This is a genomic window from Loktanella sp. M215 (assembly GCF_021735925.1).
Lineage (GTDB): Bacteria > Pseudomonadota > Alphaproteobacteria > Rhodobacterales > Rhodobacteraceae > Loktanella.
In genome coordinates, this window is sequence record NZ_WMEA01000001.1 from 1,681,009 (window position 1) to 1,696,051 (window position 15,043).

At 66.2% G+C, this 15,043-nt stretch carries 14 protein-coding genes; 6 read left to right on the plus strand and 8 right to left on the minus strand.

From position 1 onward, the window contains the following. The first annotated feature begins 21 nt into the window (after positions 1-21). Positions 22-762 (plus strand): SDR family NAD(P)-dependent oxidoreductase, encoded by a 741-nt coding sequence (locus GLR48_RS08210; RefSeq protein WP_237060656.1) that lies wholly within the window; start codon positions 22-24, stop codon positions 760-762. Here GLR48_RS08210 and GLR48_RS08215 read toward each other — a convergent pair. The 7 genes from GLR48_RS08215 to GLR48_RS08245 form a co-directional block, all read right to left on the minus strand. Continuing rightward, complete coding sequence (locus GLR48_RS08215; protein ID WP_237060659.1) at positions 759-1,799, minus strand: saccharopine dehydrogenase; 1,041 nt, start codon at positions 1,797-1,799, stop codon at positions 759-761. The genes GLR48_RS08210 and GLR48_RS08215 overlap by 4 nt on opposite strands. Continuing rightward, positions 1,796-2,413, minus strand: coding sequence for a glutathione S-transferase family protein (locus tag GLR48_RS08220; RefSeq protein ID WP_237060667.1), 618 nt, complete (start codon positions 2,411-2,413; stop codon positions 1,796-1,798). The genes GLR48_RS08215 and GLR48_RS08220 overlap by 4 nt, the downstream gene beginning before the upstream one ends. An 11-nt stretch (positions 2,414-2,424) precedes the next feature. Then, complete coding sequence (locus tag GLR48_RS08225) at positions 2,425-3,069, minus strand: histidine phosphatase family protein (protein ID WP_237060669.1); 645 nt, start codon at positions 3,067-3,069, stop codon at positions 2,425-2,427. A gap of 149 nt (positions 3,070-3,218) precedes the next feature. Next, the gene (plsY, locus tag GLR48_RS08230; protein ID WP_237060671.1) at positions 3,219-3,827 is read right to left on the minus strand and encodes a glycerol-3-phosphate 1-O-acyltransferase PlsY; all 609 of its coding nucleotides are present in this window, start codon (positions 3,825-3,827) and stop codon (positions 3,219-3,221) included. Beyond that, the gene (pyrC, locus tag GLR48_RS08235; protein WP_237060673.1) at positions 3,820-5,103 is read right to left on the minus strand and encodes a dihydroorotase; all 1,284 of its coding nucleotides are present in this window, start codon (positions 5,101-5,103) and stop codon (positions 3,820-3,822) included. Before pyrC ends, plsY begins: the two co-directional genes overlap by 8 nt. 69 nt (positions 5,104-5,172) lie before the next feature. Then, the gene (locus tag GLR48_RS08240; RefSeq protein ID WP_237060675.1) at positions 5,173-5,694 is read right to left on the minus strand and encodes a hypothetical protein; all 522 of its coding nucleotides are present in this window, start codon (positions 5,692-5,694) and stop codon (positions 5,173-5,175) included. Positions 5,695-5,817: 123 nt separating this feature from the next. Beyond that, complete coding sequence (locus tag GLR48_RS08245; RefSeq protein WP_237060677.1) at positions 5,818-6,768, minus strand: aspartate carbamoyltransferase catalytic subunit; 951 nt, start codon at positions 6,766-6,768, stop codon at positions 5,818-5,820. A gap of 141 nt (positions 6,769-6,909) precedes the next feature. Here GLR48_RS08245 and GLR48_RS08250 point away from each other — a divergent pair, with 141 nt between their 5' ends. Beyond that, the gene (locus GLR48_RS08250) at positions 6,910-7,707 is read left to right on the plus strand and encodes a uracil-DNA glycosylase (protein WP_237060679.1); all 798 of its coding nucleotides are present in this window, start codon (positions 6,910-6,912) and stop codon (positions 7,705-7,707) included. Between the two features lie 61 nt (positions 7,708-7,768). Here the strand turns inward: GLR48_RS08250 and GLR48_RS08255 are convergent, their stop codons facing one another. Then, complete coding sequence (locus tag GLR48_RS08255; RefSeq protein ID WP_237060681.1) at positions 7,769-9,292, minus strand: MORN repeat-containing protein; 1,524 nt, start codon at positions 9,290-9,292, stop codon at positions 7,769-7,771. Positions 9,293-9,427: 135 nt separating this feature from the next. Between GLR48_RS08255 and GLR48_RS08260 the strand changes: the two genes are divergently transcribed. The 4 genes from GLR48_RS08260 (at position 9,428) to gltX (ending at position 15,043) form a co-directional block, all read left to right on the plus strand. Next, complete coding sequence (locus GLR48_RS08260; protein ID WP_237060682.1) at positions 9,428-11,089, plus strand: NAD+ synthase; 1,662 nt, start codon at positions 9,428-9,430, stop codon at positions 11,087-11,089. A gap of 283 nt (positions 11,090-11,372) precedes the next feature. Next, positions 11,373-12,056: a DUF1236 domain-containing protein gene (locus GLR48_RS08265; RefSeq protein WP_237060683.1), complete on the plus strand. Its 684-nt coding sequence runs from the start codon at positions 11,373-11,375 to the stop codon at positions 12,054-12,056. A 168-nt stretch (positions 12,057-12,224) separates the two neighbouring features. Continuing rightward, the gene (locus tag GLR48_RS08270; RefSeq protein WP_237060685.1) at positions 12,225-13,685 is read left to right on the plus strand and encodes an MFS transporter; all 1,461 of its coding nucleotides are present in this window, start codon (positions 12,225-12,227) and stop codon (positions 13,683-13,685) included. A 32-nt stretch (positions 13,686-13,717) separates the two neighbouring features. Beyond that, positions 13,718-15,043 carry a glutamate--tRNA ligase gene (gene gltX, locus GLR48_RS08275; RefSeq protein ID WP_237060687.1) on the plus strand — a complete coding sequence of 442 codons (1,326 nt, stop codon included), beginning with the start codon at positions 13,718-13,720 and terminating at the stop codon, positions 15,041-15,043.

Genomic DNA, 15,043 nt, shown 5'->3' on the forward strand with positions numbered 1-15,043 from the left:
CAACCGACAGGAGAGAGCGACGTGGACTGGCAAGGCAAAAAATACTGGATCGTCGGCGCAAGCGAGGGCCTTGGCCGTGCGCTGGCCCACAAGCTGAGCCGCGTCGGGGTCGAAGTCATCGTCTCGGCCCGGTCAGAGGACCGGTTGCGGTCGCTGGTGGCCGAACTGCCGGGCAAGGCGTCGTGGGTGACGGTGGACGTGGCCGATCTGGAATCGGTCGAGGCGGCGCGCAAGCAGGTCGGAGAGATCGACGGACTGGTCTATCTTGCCGGTGTCTACTGGCCGATGCAGTCGTCCGAATGGGACAACAAGCAGGCCGAGGCGATGGCCAACGTGAATTACGTCGGCGCCAGCCGCGTGATCGGCAGCGTGATGAAGGATTTCACGGCGCGCGACCGGGGGCATATCGTCGTCACCTCCAGCCTGACGGCGTTCCGGGGGTTGCCGGGGACCATCGGCTATACCGCGTCCAAGGCCGCGATCATGTCGCTGGCCGAGTGCATGTATGCTGATCTGCGCAAGACCGGGGTGGACGTGCAGGTCGTCAATCCGGGCTTCGTCAAGACGCAGCTGACCGAGAAGAACGATTTCAACATGCCGTTCATCATGGAGCCTGAAGAGGCGGCGACCGAGATCTTCGACCACATGAACAACCCGACGCGGTTCAAGAAGGGCTTTCCGGTCGTGTTTTCCTGGGTGTTCCGTCTGGCCCAGTTCCTGCCGGACTGGGCCTATTACGGGATCTTCCGCCCGAAGGGCTAGGCGGTGGCGCGGCGGAACATGTCTGCCGCGCGGCCCCAGACGTCCGAATCCGGTGTCGCCAGGTGCGGCAGCAACTGGTCGGCGAAGTCCTGAGAGGATTCCAGCGGCATGAGCGATGGCAGGTTGTCGATGGCGGTCACGTCCAGAACTGGGCTGTCCGCTACGCGCAGGGCCGGCGCGTCCCATGTCGTGACGCGGTCGTAGACCTTGATCGGGGAAAAATCGCTGTCGGGGTCGCAGGCGATGTCGCCGATGACGCTGAGCCGGCGGTCGGCCACCTTGGCACTGGCGGGCACGAAGACGGGCGTGCCGGGGCGGGCGAGGATGCAGTTGAAGAACAGCTCGTGCTGCAGGATTGCGGGGAAGGGACCGCCAGAGGCGGTTTCCGCCATGTCCCAAAGCGTCGTCGCCACGCCCATGTCACGACACAGGTCCGCCGCCCCGGTGCCGACGCGGCCCAGTGCGCCGATGATCAGCGCCGTCGGGCGCTGGGTGCCCAGTTGCACCAGATCGCCCTGCAGGTTGGCCAGCAGATGCGCCTGTGACGGGACCGCGCGGATCGGCCCCATGACCTTTCCGCGCTGTTGGGCCATCCAGCACATCAGGCTGACGGCGGCCCCGGCGTAGCCCGCCCAATAGCCGAAGGCCGCGACACGGCGGCCCGCGTCGTCGAGCAGGTATTCCAGATCCAGCAGCTGCCCGCCGCCGGCCTTGAACCGGTCGAGCAGGATACGGCCATCGGGCTGACCCTTGTAGGCGTGGCCGAACATGATGTGGGTGTGGCGCAGGGGTGTGCCGTCGGCGGGCAGTTCCTTGAGGCCGAAGATCAGGGCGTCCAGCGGGGCGTAGGGCCATGACCCTTCTGGCGCGATCGCGGCGCCGGTGGCGGCGTAATCCGCGATGGGGACGATGCGCTGGTGGCTGTCTTCGACCGTGACGGTGAACCCCTGCCGGATCAGGGATGTGACCCCTTCGGGCATGATGCCGACGCGGGCCTCGTGATCGCGGCTTTCGGCGCGGACCCAGAGGTGCGTCATGCCAGCATGCCCTTGTTCCGGGCGGCGCGCACGGCGTAGCGGTCGTGCATCATCACCTGATGGGCGGAGAGGTTCGGGAACTGCGCCAGGTCGATGTTCAGCCGCGTGGCGAACCCGGTCAGCACGAAGAGCCACGGATCAGCGAGCGTCATCGCGGACCCGATGGCAAAGGGCGCGAAATCCAGATGCCCTTCGAGGTAGGCCAATGACGCTGCCATCGTATGCGGCGCCTTGGCGGCCATGTCGGCCCAGGAGGTTTCAAGATCGGCCCAGCGCGCGCCGCGCAGGGCGTGGGCGTAGTTCACATGCAGGGTGGAGGCGAGGTAATACATCGTCTCGCGCATGCGGGCGGCCTGAAAGGGATCGTCGGGGATCAGGTGGGGTCCGTGCACGGCGGCCAGCCAGTCGAGGATCGCGCCGGTTTCGGTCAGCACGCCGTCGGGGGTTTCCAGCGTCGGGACGCGGCCCTTGGGGTTGAGGGCGAGGTATGCGGGGGACACTTGCGCCAACAGGCGAAAATCGACGAGGACGGGGGTGTAGTCCAGCTCCAGCTCCTCCAGCACGATGGCGATGACGGGGGCGACGGTGAGCGGGTTGTAATGCAGGGTCAGCATGGTCGTGGCTTTCAGTAGAAGGTGCGCTGGTCCGCGCGCGCGGCGGTATCAAGGTGCGGCGCGCTGTTGTAGCAGGTCAGCAGCGGCCCGTGGTCGGTGACCTGTATGCGGTGCACGGAGGTGTTCAGGATCGGCAGGGCGATGCGCGCCATCTGTGGGATGTCGAGGCCGAGGACGTCGGAAATCGCCTGCGCGATGATCCCGCCGGAGGAGACGCAAAGCACGCGACGGCCGGGCTGGGCCGCCATCGCCATCACGTCGCGGACGCGGGTGCGGAAGTCGTCGTAATATTCCGCGCCGCCGATCTCGCCCTTGCGCCAGGCGGTCAGGGTGGCGGGGAAGTGGGTGACGAAATCCTCGGGCGATGTGCGGTCGGTGCCGTGGACCTGTTTCATCTCGTGCGTCAGGTCGTAATAGGCGATCTCGTTCAGGCGGTCGTCTGTCGGGGCGTCGGGATAGCCCATGCCGGCCACCGTTTCGCGCTGGCGGCGCAGGGTGCCGGACAGGACGACATCGTAGGGCCGGTCGTGGTCGCGCATCCATGCGCCCAGCCATGCCGCCTGTTCGTGGCCAAGGTCCGAGAGGCGATCGTAGTCGGCCTCGGTCGTGGCGGCGGAGTTGGCCTGCCCGTGGCGGACCAGCGTGATTTCACCCATGGTGCGGCTCCTGTTCGTTGGGTGCCGGGTTAAGGCGTTGAGCTCAGGTTGGCAACGGGGGGTTCGGACGCTTGGATCGGTAGCGGTGAATGGATCATGGGGACCGACGGCGCGATCCCCTTAGCTATGCGTGTCGGCGCGGTGCGGGATCAGGTCTTGCGGCCAAACTTCGGCTCGGTTCCGGTCCGCAGGCGGCGGATGTTGGCGGCGTGGCGGGCGTAGACGAGGATCGCGAGCACGAGGGTCAGGACCGCGAGCCTGTGCTGGCCGATCAGCAGCACCACGACGGGGGTCCATCCGGCGGCCAGAAGGGCGGCAAGGGACGACATGCGGCTGATCCATGCGGTCAGCGCCCAGATCGCGCAGGCGATCAGGCCGCCAAGCGGGGTCAGCGCCAGCAGCACGCCGAGGAAGGTGGCGACACCCTTGCCGCCGCGAAACTTCAGCCAGACTGGAAAGCAGTGCCCGAGGAAGGCCGCCAGTGCCGCCAGTTGCACGGCGTCCGGGGAGGCAAGGCTGCGGGCCAGCAGGACGGCGGCGGCCCCCTTTAGCGCATCGCCCAGCAGGGTCAGGGCGGCCGCTTTCTTGTTGCCGGTGCGCAGGACGTTCGTTGCCCCGATGTTGCCGGACCCGATCTGGCGCAGATCGCCAAGGCCCATGACGCGGGCGAGGATGACGCCGGTGGGGATCGACCCCAGCAGGTAACCGATGACGGCCCAGAGCAGCAGGATGGCGGCGGGGGAAGTGATCTCAGGCATCGACGGGCTCTCCGAATACGCGGGTGCCGGCAACCCATGTGCCAAGCACGCGGCCCTGCAGGCGCGCGCCGTCGAAGGGCGTGTTCTTTGATTTCGAAAGCAGGGTGCTGCGGTCCAGCACGAAGGGCGCATCGGGATCGAACAGGACGAGGTCGGCGGGTGCGCCTTCGGTCATGCGCCCGGCGGGCAGGTTCAGCAGGTGGGCCGGGTTCAGCGACAGCGCACGGAACAGGCGGGGCAGGTCGATCTGGTCGTTGTGGACCAGACGCAGGGCGGCGGGCAGAAGGGTCTGCAACCCGACGGCGCCGGGGGCGGCCTGTTCGAACGGCAGACGCTTGGATTCCTCGTCCTGCGGGGTGTGCATGGAGCAGATGATGTCGATCAACCCCTCGGCCACCGCGTGAATGACGGCCTGCCGGTCGTCCTCGGATCGCAGGGGCGGGGTCAGCTTGAAGAAGGTGCGATAGTCGGCCACGTCCATGTCGTTCAGCGTCAGGTGGTGGATGCTGATGCCAGCGGTGATGGACAGGCCGTTGCGCTTGGCCCGTTCGAGGGCGGGCAGGGCGCGGGCGGTGGTGATCTGGTCGGCGTGATAGCGCGCGCCGGTCATTTCCAGCAGCGCGATGTCGCGGTCGAGGGCCATGCGTTCCGCCATCGGCGACACGCCGGGCAGACCGCGCAGGGAGGCGAACTTGCCCGTGGTCACACAGGCGCCGCGCGACAGGCCCGGATCCTGCGGGTGGCCGATCACCAGCGCGCCGAGGCTGCGGGCGTAGGTCAGGGCGCGGGACAGCACCTTGGTATCCGTGACGACCTGTGCGCCGTCGGTGAAGGCGACGGCGCCTGCATCGAGGAGGAAGCCGATTTCCGTCATCTCGGTGCCGGCGCGGCCCTTGGTCAGGGTCGCCATGGGCAGGACGTTCACGATGGATTCGACATCGGCCCGGCGGCGGACGAATTCCAGCGCCTCTGGCGTGTCGATGGGGGGGTGGGTGTCGGGGCGGGTGACCATGGTTGTGACGCCACCGGCGGCGGCGGCGCGCCCGGCAGAGCGGAAGGATTCCTTGTGCCGCTCGCCGGGTTCGGAGACTTTGACGCCGACGTCGATGATGCCCGGTGCAAGGCAGGCGCCCGCGCAGTCGATCACCTCTGCACCCTTGGGCGGCTTGCCATCGCGGGCGATGATGATCCCGTCCCGGACGGTCAGCGATCCCGCAAGGTCGGTCAGCGCGACGGGGTCGATGATGCGGGCGTTGGTGAAATGAACGGTAGTCATGCGGGTCTTGATCCTTGCGGCGGTGCGGCAAGGTGTAGGCAGCGCGGGCGACAGGGTCAATCTTTGCCGCTAGCTTGCGACCCAGATCATCAGGGCGACCAGTGCAAAGAGGATGAGGAGCGCGATGGTGGCGACCCGTCCGGACATGGCGGCATTGGACGGGGCTGCCTTTCCGCCCGCGACCGAGCCCTCTGCCGCGGCAGAGGTCATGGGGGCGGGGGGAATCCGCAGCCGGGCCGGATCGCCGGTGGTCGTGACGTGGGTGACCGTGTCGGCGAGGGTCAGCGTGACCTCGCGCCCGCGGGCGGCGCGGGACATGATCAGTACGACGACGCCGCGCAGGTCGCGCAGCGCGGGATCGTCGGTCGCGGTATCGGGGATGTCATAGCCCTGATGCAGATAGTCCATCAGGGACAGCCCGGCCAACTGCCGTGTGTCGACCACGTCGATGAAGTCGGGATCCAGATCATCCGTGCCGAACAGGGCCGCGAGTGCGGCGGGGGTCCGCTCCTCCAGCCCGGCGGGGGCGGGTGTCCTGATCTTGAAGATCCGGATCAGGCCGTGGTCATCGGCAGGCAGGGTCAGGGTCATCTTCGGGCCAGCCTTTCTTATCATCTCGTATGTCAACCGGTCTGGGCGGGTCTGGTTCCTGTGCGGCGCAGGATGAGGCCAATCGCAGATGCAGGCAGGTCCCGGTCCGCGCGGCTTTGACCGTCAGGCGACTGCCGCTTTCCGGTCGGCGCGCAGGTTGCGTGCCAGCAGGTCCATCGCGGCCATGCGGACGGCGACGCCCATTTCGACCTGCGTCTGGATCACGCTGCGGTTGATGTCGTCGGCGATGGTACCGTCGATTTCGACGCCCCGGTTCATCGGACCCGGATGCATGACGATCGCATCGGGTTTCGCGCAGGCAAGCTTGGTCGCGTCGAGGCCGTAGCGGTGGAAATACTCGCGTTCCGACGGGATGAAGCCGCCGTCCATGCGTTCCTTTTGCAGGCGGAGCATCATGACCACGTCGACGTCGGCCAGACCTTCTTCCATGTCGTCGAACACCTCGACCCCGAATTCGGCGATGCCCGCGGGCATCAGGGTCGGCGGGCCGATCAGGCGGACGCGGTTTTCCATCTTGCCCAGCAACATGATGTTGGACCGGGCGACCCGGCTGTGCGCGATATCGCCGCAGATCGCGACGGAGAGGCGATGCAGGCGCCCCTTGGCGCGGCGGATCGTGAGCGCGTCCAGCAGGGCCTGAGTCGGATGCTCGTGGCGCCCGTCGCCAGCGTTGAGGACCGCACAGTTCACCTTTTGCGACAGAAGGTCGACGGCACCCGAGGAGGGGTGGCGCACGACCAGCAGATCGGGGTGCATGGCGTTGAGGGTGAGGGCAGTGTCGATCAGCGTCTCGCCCTTCTTCACGCTGCTGGACTGCATGCCCATGTTCATCACGTCGGCCCCCAGCTTCTTGCCGGCGAGTTCGAAACTGGCCTGGGTGCGGGTCGAATTTTCGAAAAACATGTTGATCTGGGTGATGCCGGCCAGCACGTCGCGGTGGGTTTTCCCAGCGCGATTGTCCTCGGCGTAGCTGTCCGCGAGGTCCAGCAGGGTCGTGATCTCGTCCGGGGCGAGGTGTTCGATGCCGAGCAGGTGGCGGGCGCGGAATGACATGGGCTCTCCTTCGCTGGTGGCGGGGTTATAGGCGGGCCGTGGCAGGGGGGCCAGCCCCCCCGGCTGCGCCGTCCCCCCGAAGTATTTTCGACCAGAAGAAGGGGACTGCGTTTCCCTGCGGGGGCGGGTAAGGTCGTCGTCATGGAATCGCAGGAAGACTATTGGGCCGCGGTCGCCCTGCTGGACTGGCAGGTCGCGCTGGGGGCGGACGAGGCGATTGGCGACGCGCCGGTCGATCGCTATGCGCTGGACGCGGTCGCGCCGAAGCCGGTGCCGGTCGCGGCTGAACGGGGGCAGCGTCCGCCGCCGCCGATCCCGGCGCCCGAGAGTTTCGACGCGCCCGCATTGGCGCGAGAAGCAGCAGAGGCGGCGCGCGATCTGGACGCGCTGCGGGCCGCACAGGAAGGGTTCACGCTGTGCACCCTGCAACGCGGTGCGCGGCAGTTCGTCTGGGCCGAAGGCGATCCCGCAGCCCGCGTGATGTGGATCGGCGAAGCGCCCGGTCGGGCGGAGGATCAGGCGGGGCGTCCCTTTGTCGGACCGGCGGGCACGCTGTTGGACCGGATGCTGGGCGCGATCGGTCTGGACCGGGCGGCCAGCGATCCTGCGCGGGCCGCCTATGTGCTGCATGTGCTGCCGTGGCGGACGGCGGGGGCGGGGATGCCGCAGCCCGAGGATCTGGCGATGATGCTGCCGTTTCTGGAGCGGCACATCGCACTTGTGCAGCCCGATATCGTGGTCTGCATGGGCAATGCGCCTTGTCAGGCCTTGCTGGGACGGGCCGGGATCACCCGGATGCGCGGGCAATGGGCCGAGGTGCTGGGCCGCCCGGCGCTGCCGATGTTCGCCCCCGAGTTCCTGCTGGCGCAGCCCGCAGCCAAGCGCGACGCCTGGACGGATCTGCTGGCCGTGAAGGCGAGACTGCGGACGACGGCCTAGCCTGACAGGCGGGTCAATTGCGAAGGTGGCGCCCGCGTTTGACCGATTGACAGGGTGCGGGTCAGTTCCCGGCGGTCGCGGGCACATCCGTGGCGGGTGTCGCATTGCTGTCCGCAGCCGGGGCGGCCGCGTCCTGGGCCGCCGGCGCGGTCGCAGCATCTGCGGCTGGATCGCCTTCTGCCGGAGTCGCTGGTGTCAGCAGTGCGCCGTCGGCCCAGTTGCCCGATGTCTCGGCGCCGCTGGCGTAGCGCATGGTGCCCGGCCCTTCGCGGCGGCCGTGGACGAACGACCCTTCATAGACATCGCCGTTGGCGTAGGTGGCCGTGCCGGTGCCGGAAATCTCTCCGTCCAGCCATGAGCCCGTGTAGGTAAAACCGTCGGCCAAGGTGATCGTGCCGGTGCCGTTGCGCTGGCCGTCGCGGAAGTCGCCCGTATAGACCGTGCCGTCCGCGTAGGTTGCGGTGCCGGTGCCGTCGCGCTGACCGTCGGACCAGCCGCCGGTATAGGTATAGCCGTCGGGGTAGGTCATCTTGCCCTGACCGTCGTTCTTGGCGTTCACGAAGTCGCCCTCGTAGACCAGACCGTTGGCATAGGTCGCGATGCCTTTGCCGTCGATGACGCCGTTGACCCAGGTGCCTTCGTAGGACGACCCGTCGGGATAGACGATGCGGCCGGTGCCGTTCGCCAGATCGGCGGTGAAATCGCCGGTGTAGACGGCGCCGTCGGGATAGGTGACTTCGCCCTTGCCCTCGATCTGGCCGTCGACCCAGTCGCCGGTGTAGCGATAGCCGTCGGTCCCGGTGAAGGTGCCAGCGCCGCTGCGCACGTCGTCGGCAAAGCCCCCTTCGTAGACGTCGCCGTTGGCGTAGGTGACCTTGCCGGTCCCGTCGCGCTTGCCGGCGACGAGGGCGCCTTCGTAGATGTCGCCGTTGGGCTGGGTCAGCTTGCCCTGACCCTGGATCTGGCCGTTGACCCAGGTCCCGTCGTAGATCAGCCCGTCCTTCATCGTGAGGATGCCGGTCCCGTCACGCTCGCCCGCCTTCAGCTCGCCTTCGTAGACGGCGCCGTCGGGGTAGGTGACCTTTCCGGTGCCTTCCTTGACGCCGTTGATCCAGGGGCCGGTGTATTCATAGCCGTCCGGGCTGCGCATCGTCCCGGTGCCGTGGTGCATGGCGTTGCGGAACTCGCCTTCGTAGACGACGCCGTTGGCGTAGCGGGCGATGCCGCGTCCGGTGATATCCCCCGCGAGCCAGTCGCCTTCGTAGGTGCCGCCGTCGGCAAAGGTGATCTTGCCGGTGCCGTCGGGTTTGCCTGCGGCAAATGTGCCTTCGTAGATGGAACCGTTGGGGAACACGGCGCGGCCCTGGCCGCTGATTTCGCCCTGCACCCAGTTGCCGGAATATTCATAGCCATTGGGCAGGGTGTAGGTGCCCTGACCGTGCTGCTTGCCGTTCAGGAACGCGCCGGTATAGACGCCGCCGTCGTCGTATTGCTTGGTTTCCGTGGTCTGGGCCTGCGCCACACCGATCAAGAGGGGGCCCGCAAGGGTCAGTGACAGCAGTGCCGCCGTTGCAAAACGCGTCATGGGTGTTCCTACCTTTGCCTCAGGCGAGATTGGTAAAGAAACCCGCGCCCCGTGACAACGGGCAAGGGCTGCCAACCGGCGGGTTTCCCTTGGCCCGATATCTGCTATCTGCGTCACAAACCGGAGAGGTGGCCCATGACCGACCATTACCGCATCACGCTGGCGCAGCTGAACCCGACCGTGGGCGACCTGAAAGGCAATGCCGCAAAGGCACTGGACGCGTGGCGGCAGGGACGCGACGCGGGTGCGCAGATGGTCGCCCTGCCGGAGATGTTCATCACCGGCTATCAGACGCAGGACCTGATCCGCCGCCGGGGGTTCATCCTTGCCGCCGTGGCCGAGATCGTGGCGCTGGCGGACGCCTGTGCCGACGGGCCGGTCCTGATGATCGGCGGACCGGCGCTGGAGGGCGTGAAGCTGCACAACAGCTATTACATGCTGAAGGACGGCGTGATCGCGGGCCGGGCGGACAAGTATTTCCTGCCCAACTTCAACGTCTTCGACGAGGTGCGTCTGTTTTCGCGCGGCCAGATTCAGGGTCCCTTTGCCACGACCGGCCCGCGCATCGGCACGCCGATCTGCGAGGATGCCTGGTATCCGGACGTGGCCGAGGCGCAGGTCGAGAGTGGGGCAGAGGTGTTGCTGGTGCCGAACGGCAGCCCGTATTTCCGTGACAAGTTCGCCGTGCGGCTGAACAACATGGTCGCCCGCGTGATCGAGAACGACGTGCCGCTGGTCTATGTCAACATGGTGGGCGGGCAGGATGACCAGTTCTTTGACGGTGGATCCTTCGTGCTGAACCGGCACGGCAAGATGGCCCTGCAGATGCCCTTTGGCGAAGAGGCTGTGGCGCATGTCGATCTGACACGTGATGCCGGGGCTTGGGTTGCAAAGCAGGGTGCGTTTGCCAAGCATCCCGACAGTCTGGAGCAGGACTATCGCGCGATGGTCGAGACGCTGGGCGATTACTGCCGCAAGGCGGGTTTCAAGAAAGTGCTGCTGGGCCTGTCCGGCGGCATCGACAGTGCCATCGTCGCGGTGATCGCCGCCGATGCGCTGGGCCCGCAGAACGTGCGCGGTGTCATGCTGCCCAGCAAATACACCTCTCGGGCGTCGCTGGACGATGCGCAGAAGGTTGTCGATGCGCTGGGCTGCGCCTTTGACACAGTGCCGATCGCGGGGCCGGTGGATGCGGTGGGCGAGGCGCTGTCCGGCTTGTTCGCGGGGCTGGAACCTGATCTGACGGAGGAGAACATCCAAAGCCGGATGCGGGGCCTGCTGTTGATGGCGCAATCGAACAAGTTCGGGGAAATGCTGCTGACGACGGGCAACAAGTCAGAGGTCGCGGTGGGGTACGCCACGATCTATGGCGACATGGCGGGTGGCTACAATCCGATCAAGGATCTGTACAAGACCCGCGTCTTTGACATCTGCCGGTGGCGCAATGCCAACCACCGCCCCTGGATGAAGGCGCCCGCCGGAGAGATGATTCCGGTCAGCATCATCGACAAGCCGCCATCGGCGGAACTGCGGCCCGACCAGCGCGACGATGACAGCCTGCCGCCTTACGACGTTCTTGACGGTATCCTGACGATGCTGGTCGACGATGAGGCGAGCGTCGCCGATTGTGTCGCCGCAGGATACGCGCGGGAGACGGTGAAGAAGGTCGAACATCTGATCTACATCAGTGAATACAAGCGCTTTCAGTCCGCCCCCGGCACACGGCTTTCATCGCGCGCCTTCTGGCTGGACCGCCGCTATCCCATCGTGAATCGCTGGCGGGATGACGGGGTTTGAGATCGACGGCCTGAGGACGGTTTTGCGGGTGCGGCGAGAAGGCGGCAGTCTGAAAATGCGGCCTCTGCTAGGCTGCGGCTGATTTGCGAAGTCGTACGCGCGTCAAGTGCTTTTTGAGTTGGCTTGTAAAGTGCGCCGATTTTGGCCGTGTCGTCGGAAATCTTTTGCCCATACCCCGTGCGGCACAGGAACGCAGTTCACGGTCTGCGCATTGTCCTTGCAGATTGCCGATCTTGAGGGCGGTGCCGATAACCGGTGCTGCGGACCGGCGAAGGAACTGTCGATGAAACTGACCACACTGACGATCGCATCCGTCATGGCGCTTGGCGCCGCATTGCCCGCCGTGGCGCAGACGACCACCGCAAAGGTCGGCGTTGAGCTGAACGTGCGTGACCAGCCGTCGCCCTTCGGCGCTGTTCTGGGTGCACTTGAAAAGGATCAGGAAGTCACGATCGATGGCTGCCTGCAGGACATCAGCTGGTGCAAAATCTCGTCCGGCACCATGAACGGCTGGGCGTCGGGCCAGTATCTGTACGTTGAAGAGAACGCCAATGCCGTGCCGCTGGTCGATCTGAGCGGTGCTGCCGAGACAGTCACCGTCATTCAGGCGACCGAGGAAGGCACGACGAAGACCGACCAGAACGTCGCGGCAACGGCTGCCGGTACCGTCGGCGCGCTGACCGCATTCGCACTGGGCGGACCCGCCGGTGCCATCGTGGCCGGTGCGATCGCTGGTACTGCCGTGGGTGCGGCCGCTGTCGAGCCGAGTGCCGACACGATCACCTATGTCACGGCCAACCCGGTCGAGACGGTCTATCTGGATGGCGAAGTCGTCGTCGGTGCCGTGATCCCGGCCGAAGTCACGACCTACGAAGTGCCGCAGCCGGAACTGCGTTACCTGAACATCAACGGCCTGCCGGTTCTGGTCGATGCCGAGTCCGGCGCGATCGTGCAGATCGTCCGGTAACACCCGGTCACTGGACAAACGCGAAGGGGTCCTGTGCGTCAGCGCAGGGCCCTTTTTATTGTGCCGGACGACCCTGCGGTGTCGAAGGATATGAAACGACCACGCGATGCGTGACTTCGCTGGTCCCTCCGCTATCTAGACCTTGTCGCAGATCAGAAAGTCCCCCCGATGCACCGCACGAACGATGACGAACCGCTGGCCGGGCGATGGATCGCCATGGCAACCCTTCTTGTCGCCGGTTTCATGAACCTGATCGACGTCACCATCGTGAACGTCGCGATCCCGTCGCTGCAGCGCGCGTTTGACGCCACCGACAGCCAGATCGAATGGGTCGTGGCGATCTATATCCTGACCTTTGCCCTGTTGCTGCTGCCGATGGGGCGACTTGGCGACGTCATCGGGCGGCGGCGCATGTTCATTGCGGGCGTCTGTGTGTTCACCTTCGGATCGGCTTTGTGTGGCATCGCCCCGTCGATCTACGGCCTTGTCGCCGCCCGCGTGGTGCAGGGCATCGGCGGGGCCATGATGACACCGCAGACGCTGGCCATCGTGCCGGCCCTGTTCGCGCCCAAGGAACGTGGGCTTGCCTTTGCCCTCTTCGGTCTGTCGGCGGGCCTTGCGAGTGTGACCGGCCCGGTGCTGGGCGGTTTCCTGATCGAGAGCAATATCTCGGGCCTTGATTGGAGGCCGATCTTTCTGGTGAACGTGCCGGTCGGGATTCTTGCCGTTCTGGCGGCGTTCAAGTTCGTGCCGACCCTGCCGGGCAACAAGGGGCTGGAGATCGACGGCGTGGGCATCGCGCTGGCGGCGATCACGACGCTACTGGTCATGTTCCCGCTGATCGAGGGGCGGCAGATCGGCTGGCCGGTCTGGATCTTTGTCATGATGGCCGCGGCGCTGCCGATGCTATGGATCTTTATCCTGTGGCAGCGGCATCGCGCGGCTGCCGGACGCGCCCAGTTGCTGCCGGTCACCCTGTTTCGCAACAAGGGATTCATGGTCGGCACCGGGCTTGTCATGCTGCTCTTTGCCGGTGTGCCGGGGTTCTTTCTGGTGCTGGCGATCCTGTTGCAGGTGGGCAATGGATTTTCGCCGCTTGAATCGGGCCTGACGACCATTCCGTTCCCGGTCGGCGTGCTTTTTGCCTCTGTCGCGGCGGGGCGGATGGGCAACCGGTTCCTGCGGCAGCGGATCAGTGCCGGTGGGCTGTTGCTGGCGACCTGCATGGTGATCCTGCCCTTTGTCACGCCGCAGGCGGCGGGAGAGATCACGCGCTCTGCCTTCATCATCCCACTGTTTTTGGGCGGCCTCGGGCTGGGCACGGCGATTTCGCCGCTGTTCAATACGGTGCTGGGGACGGTTGCGGACAACGATACCGGGTCCGCCTCTGGCGCGTTGCAGTCGTTCCAGCAGCTGGGCGGCGCGCTGGGGCTGGCGGTGATGGGGCAGTTGTTCTTTTCCCATATCGCCGCCGCGCTGCAGGCCGGGGGCGACACGGTGCCGGTCTATTCCGACGCGCTGCGGATGGCGCTGCTATTTTCGACGACCAGCTTTGTTGCGCTGGCGCTGCTGGTCTGGCGTCTGCCCGCGCCGGGGGCGCAGAAACTGGACAAACGGCAGGCGGCGTGACACAGCACTGGCAAAGATAGAGGACGCCGCCCATGACCACGATCACCCGCTTCGCCCCGTCGCCGACCGGCTGGATGCATATCGGCAACCTGCGTGCCGCGATGTTCAACTATGCCATCGCGCGGCAGAATGGCGGCACCTTCATCCTGCGCATCGACGACACCGACCAAGAGCGGTCCAAGGCCGAGTACGAACAGGGCATCAAGGATGTGCTGACGTGGCTGGGCATCACGTGGGACGATATCCAGAAGCAGTCTGACCGGTTGGCCCGCTATGACGAGGCGCGGCAGCAGCTGCTGGACTCCGGCCGCCTGTACGAGTGTTTCGAGACGCCGGTGGAGCTGGACCTGAAGCGCAAGAAGCAGCTGAACATGGGCAAGCCGCCGGTCTATGACCGCGCCGCCCTGTCCCTGACCGACGCACAAAAGCAGGCCTACCGCGACGAGGGTCGCAAGGGGCACTGGCGCTTCAAGCTCGACCTTGAGCGAGTGGAGTGGGACGACGGGATCATGGGGCCGATCAGCATCGACTGTGCCTCGGTCAGCGATCCGGTGCTGATCAAGGAAACGGGGCAGATCCTGTATACCTTCGCGTCGCCCGTCGATGACGTCGACATGAAGATCACCGACATCGTGCGCGGGTCGGACCACGTCACCAACACGGCGACGCAGATCCAGATCATGCAGGCACTGGGCGGGACCGTGCCGCGTTTTGCGCACCACTCGCTGCTGACCGGCCCGCAGGGCGAGGCGCTGTCCAAGCGTCTGGGCACGCTGGCGCTGCGCGACCTGCGCAATCAGGGGATCGCGGCAGAGGCCGTGCTGTCGCTGATGGCGCGTCTGGGGTCGTCCCAGCCGGTCGTGCTGGTCGATGGCATTGATCAGGTGATCGCAGGTTTCGATATCGCCACCTTCGGGTCCGCACCGACGAAGTTCGATTTCGAGGATCTGTGGCCGCTGACGGCCCGTCATTATGCCAGGCTGGATGCGGCGGCGGTCAAGGACACGCTGGACGCGGCCGGCGTGCCTGCCGAACTGCAGCCGGCGTTCTGGGAGGTGGTGAAGGAAAACATCACCAAGCTGGACGACGTGGCCCCGTGGTGGGCGCTGTTCCGCGACGGTGGCACCGCCGTGGTCGCGGACGAGGACCGGGAGTTTATCGTTCAGGCCTTCGATCTGCTGGGCGCGCCGCCTTATACGGACGCGACCTGGGGTGAGTGGACCGGGGCCGTCAAGGACGCGACCGGCCGCAAGGGCAAGGGGCTGTTCATGCCGCTGCGCCTTGCCGTGACCGGTCAGGCGCGCGGACCGGAGATGGCGCAGGTCATGCCGCTGCTGCAGAAGAAACCGACGCTGTAA

What these genes read in the sequence shown, in the direction of transcription:
- GLR48_RS08215 (WP_237060659.1), bottom strand. Translation starts at nt 1,799, where the DNA reads ATGACGCACCTCTGGGTCCGCGCCGAAAGCCGCGATCACGAGGCCCGC.
- GLR48_RS08265 (WP_237060683.1), top strand. Translation starts at nt 11,373, where the DNA reads ATGAAACTGACCACACTGACGATCGCATCCGTCATGGCGCTTGGCGCC.
- pyrC (WP_237060673.1), bottom strand. Translation starts at nt 5,103, where the DNA reads ATGACTACCGTTCATTTCACCAACGCCCGCATCATCGACCCCGTCGCG.
- gltX (WP_237060687.1), top strand. Translation starts at nt 13,718, where the DNA reads ATGACCACGATCACCCGCTTCGCCCCGTCGCCGACCGGCTGGATGCAT.
- plsY (WP_237060671.1), bottom strand. Translation starts at nt 3,827, where the DNA reads ATGCCTGAGATCACTTCCCCCGCCGCCATCCTGCTGCTCTGGGCCGTC.
- GLR48_RS08260 (WP_237060682.1), top strand. Translation starts at nt 9,428, where the DNA reads ATGACCGACCATTACCGCATCACGCTGGCGCAGCTGAACCCGACCGTG.
- GLR48_RS08240 (WP_237060675.1), bottom strand. Translation starts at nt 5,694, where the DNA reads ATGACCCTGACCCTGCCTGCCGATGACCACGGCCTGATCCGGATCTTC.
- GLR48_RS08255 (WP_237060681.1), bottom strand. Translation starts at nt 9,292, where the DNA reads ATGACGCGTTTTGCAACGGCGGCACTGCTGTCACTGACCCTTGCGGGC.
- GLR48_RS08250 (WP_237060679.1), top strand. Translation starts at nt 6,910, where the DNA reads ATGGAATCGCAGGAAGACTATTGGGCCGCGGTCGCCCTGCTGGACTGG.
- GLR48_RS08245 (WP_237060677.1), bottom strand. Translation starts at nt 6,768, where the DNA reads ATGTCATTCCGCGCCCGCCACCTGCTCGGCATCGAACACCTCGCCCCG.
- GLR48_RS08225 (WP_237060669.1), bottom strand. Translation starts at nt 3,069, where the DNA reads ATGGGTGAAATCACGCTGGTCCGCCACGGGCAGGCCAACTCCGCCGCC.
- GLR48_RS08220 (WP_237060667.1), bottom strand. Translation starts at nt 2,413, where the DNA reads ATGCTGACCCTGCATTACAACCCGCTCACCGTCGCCCCCGTCATCGCC.
- GLR48_RS08270 (WP_237060685.1), top strand. Translation starts at nt 12,225, where the DNA reads ATGCACCGCACGAACGATGACGAACCGCTGGCCGGGCGATGGATCGCC.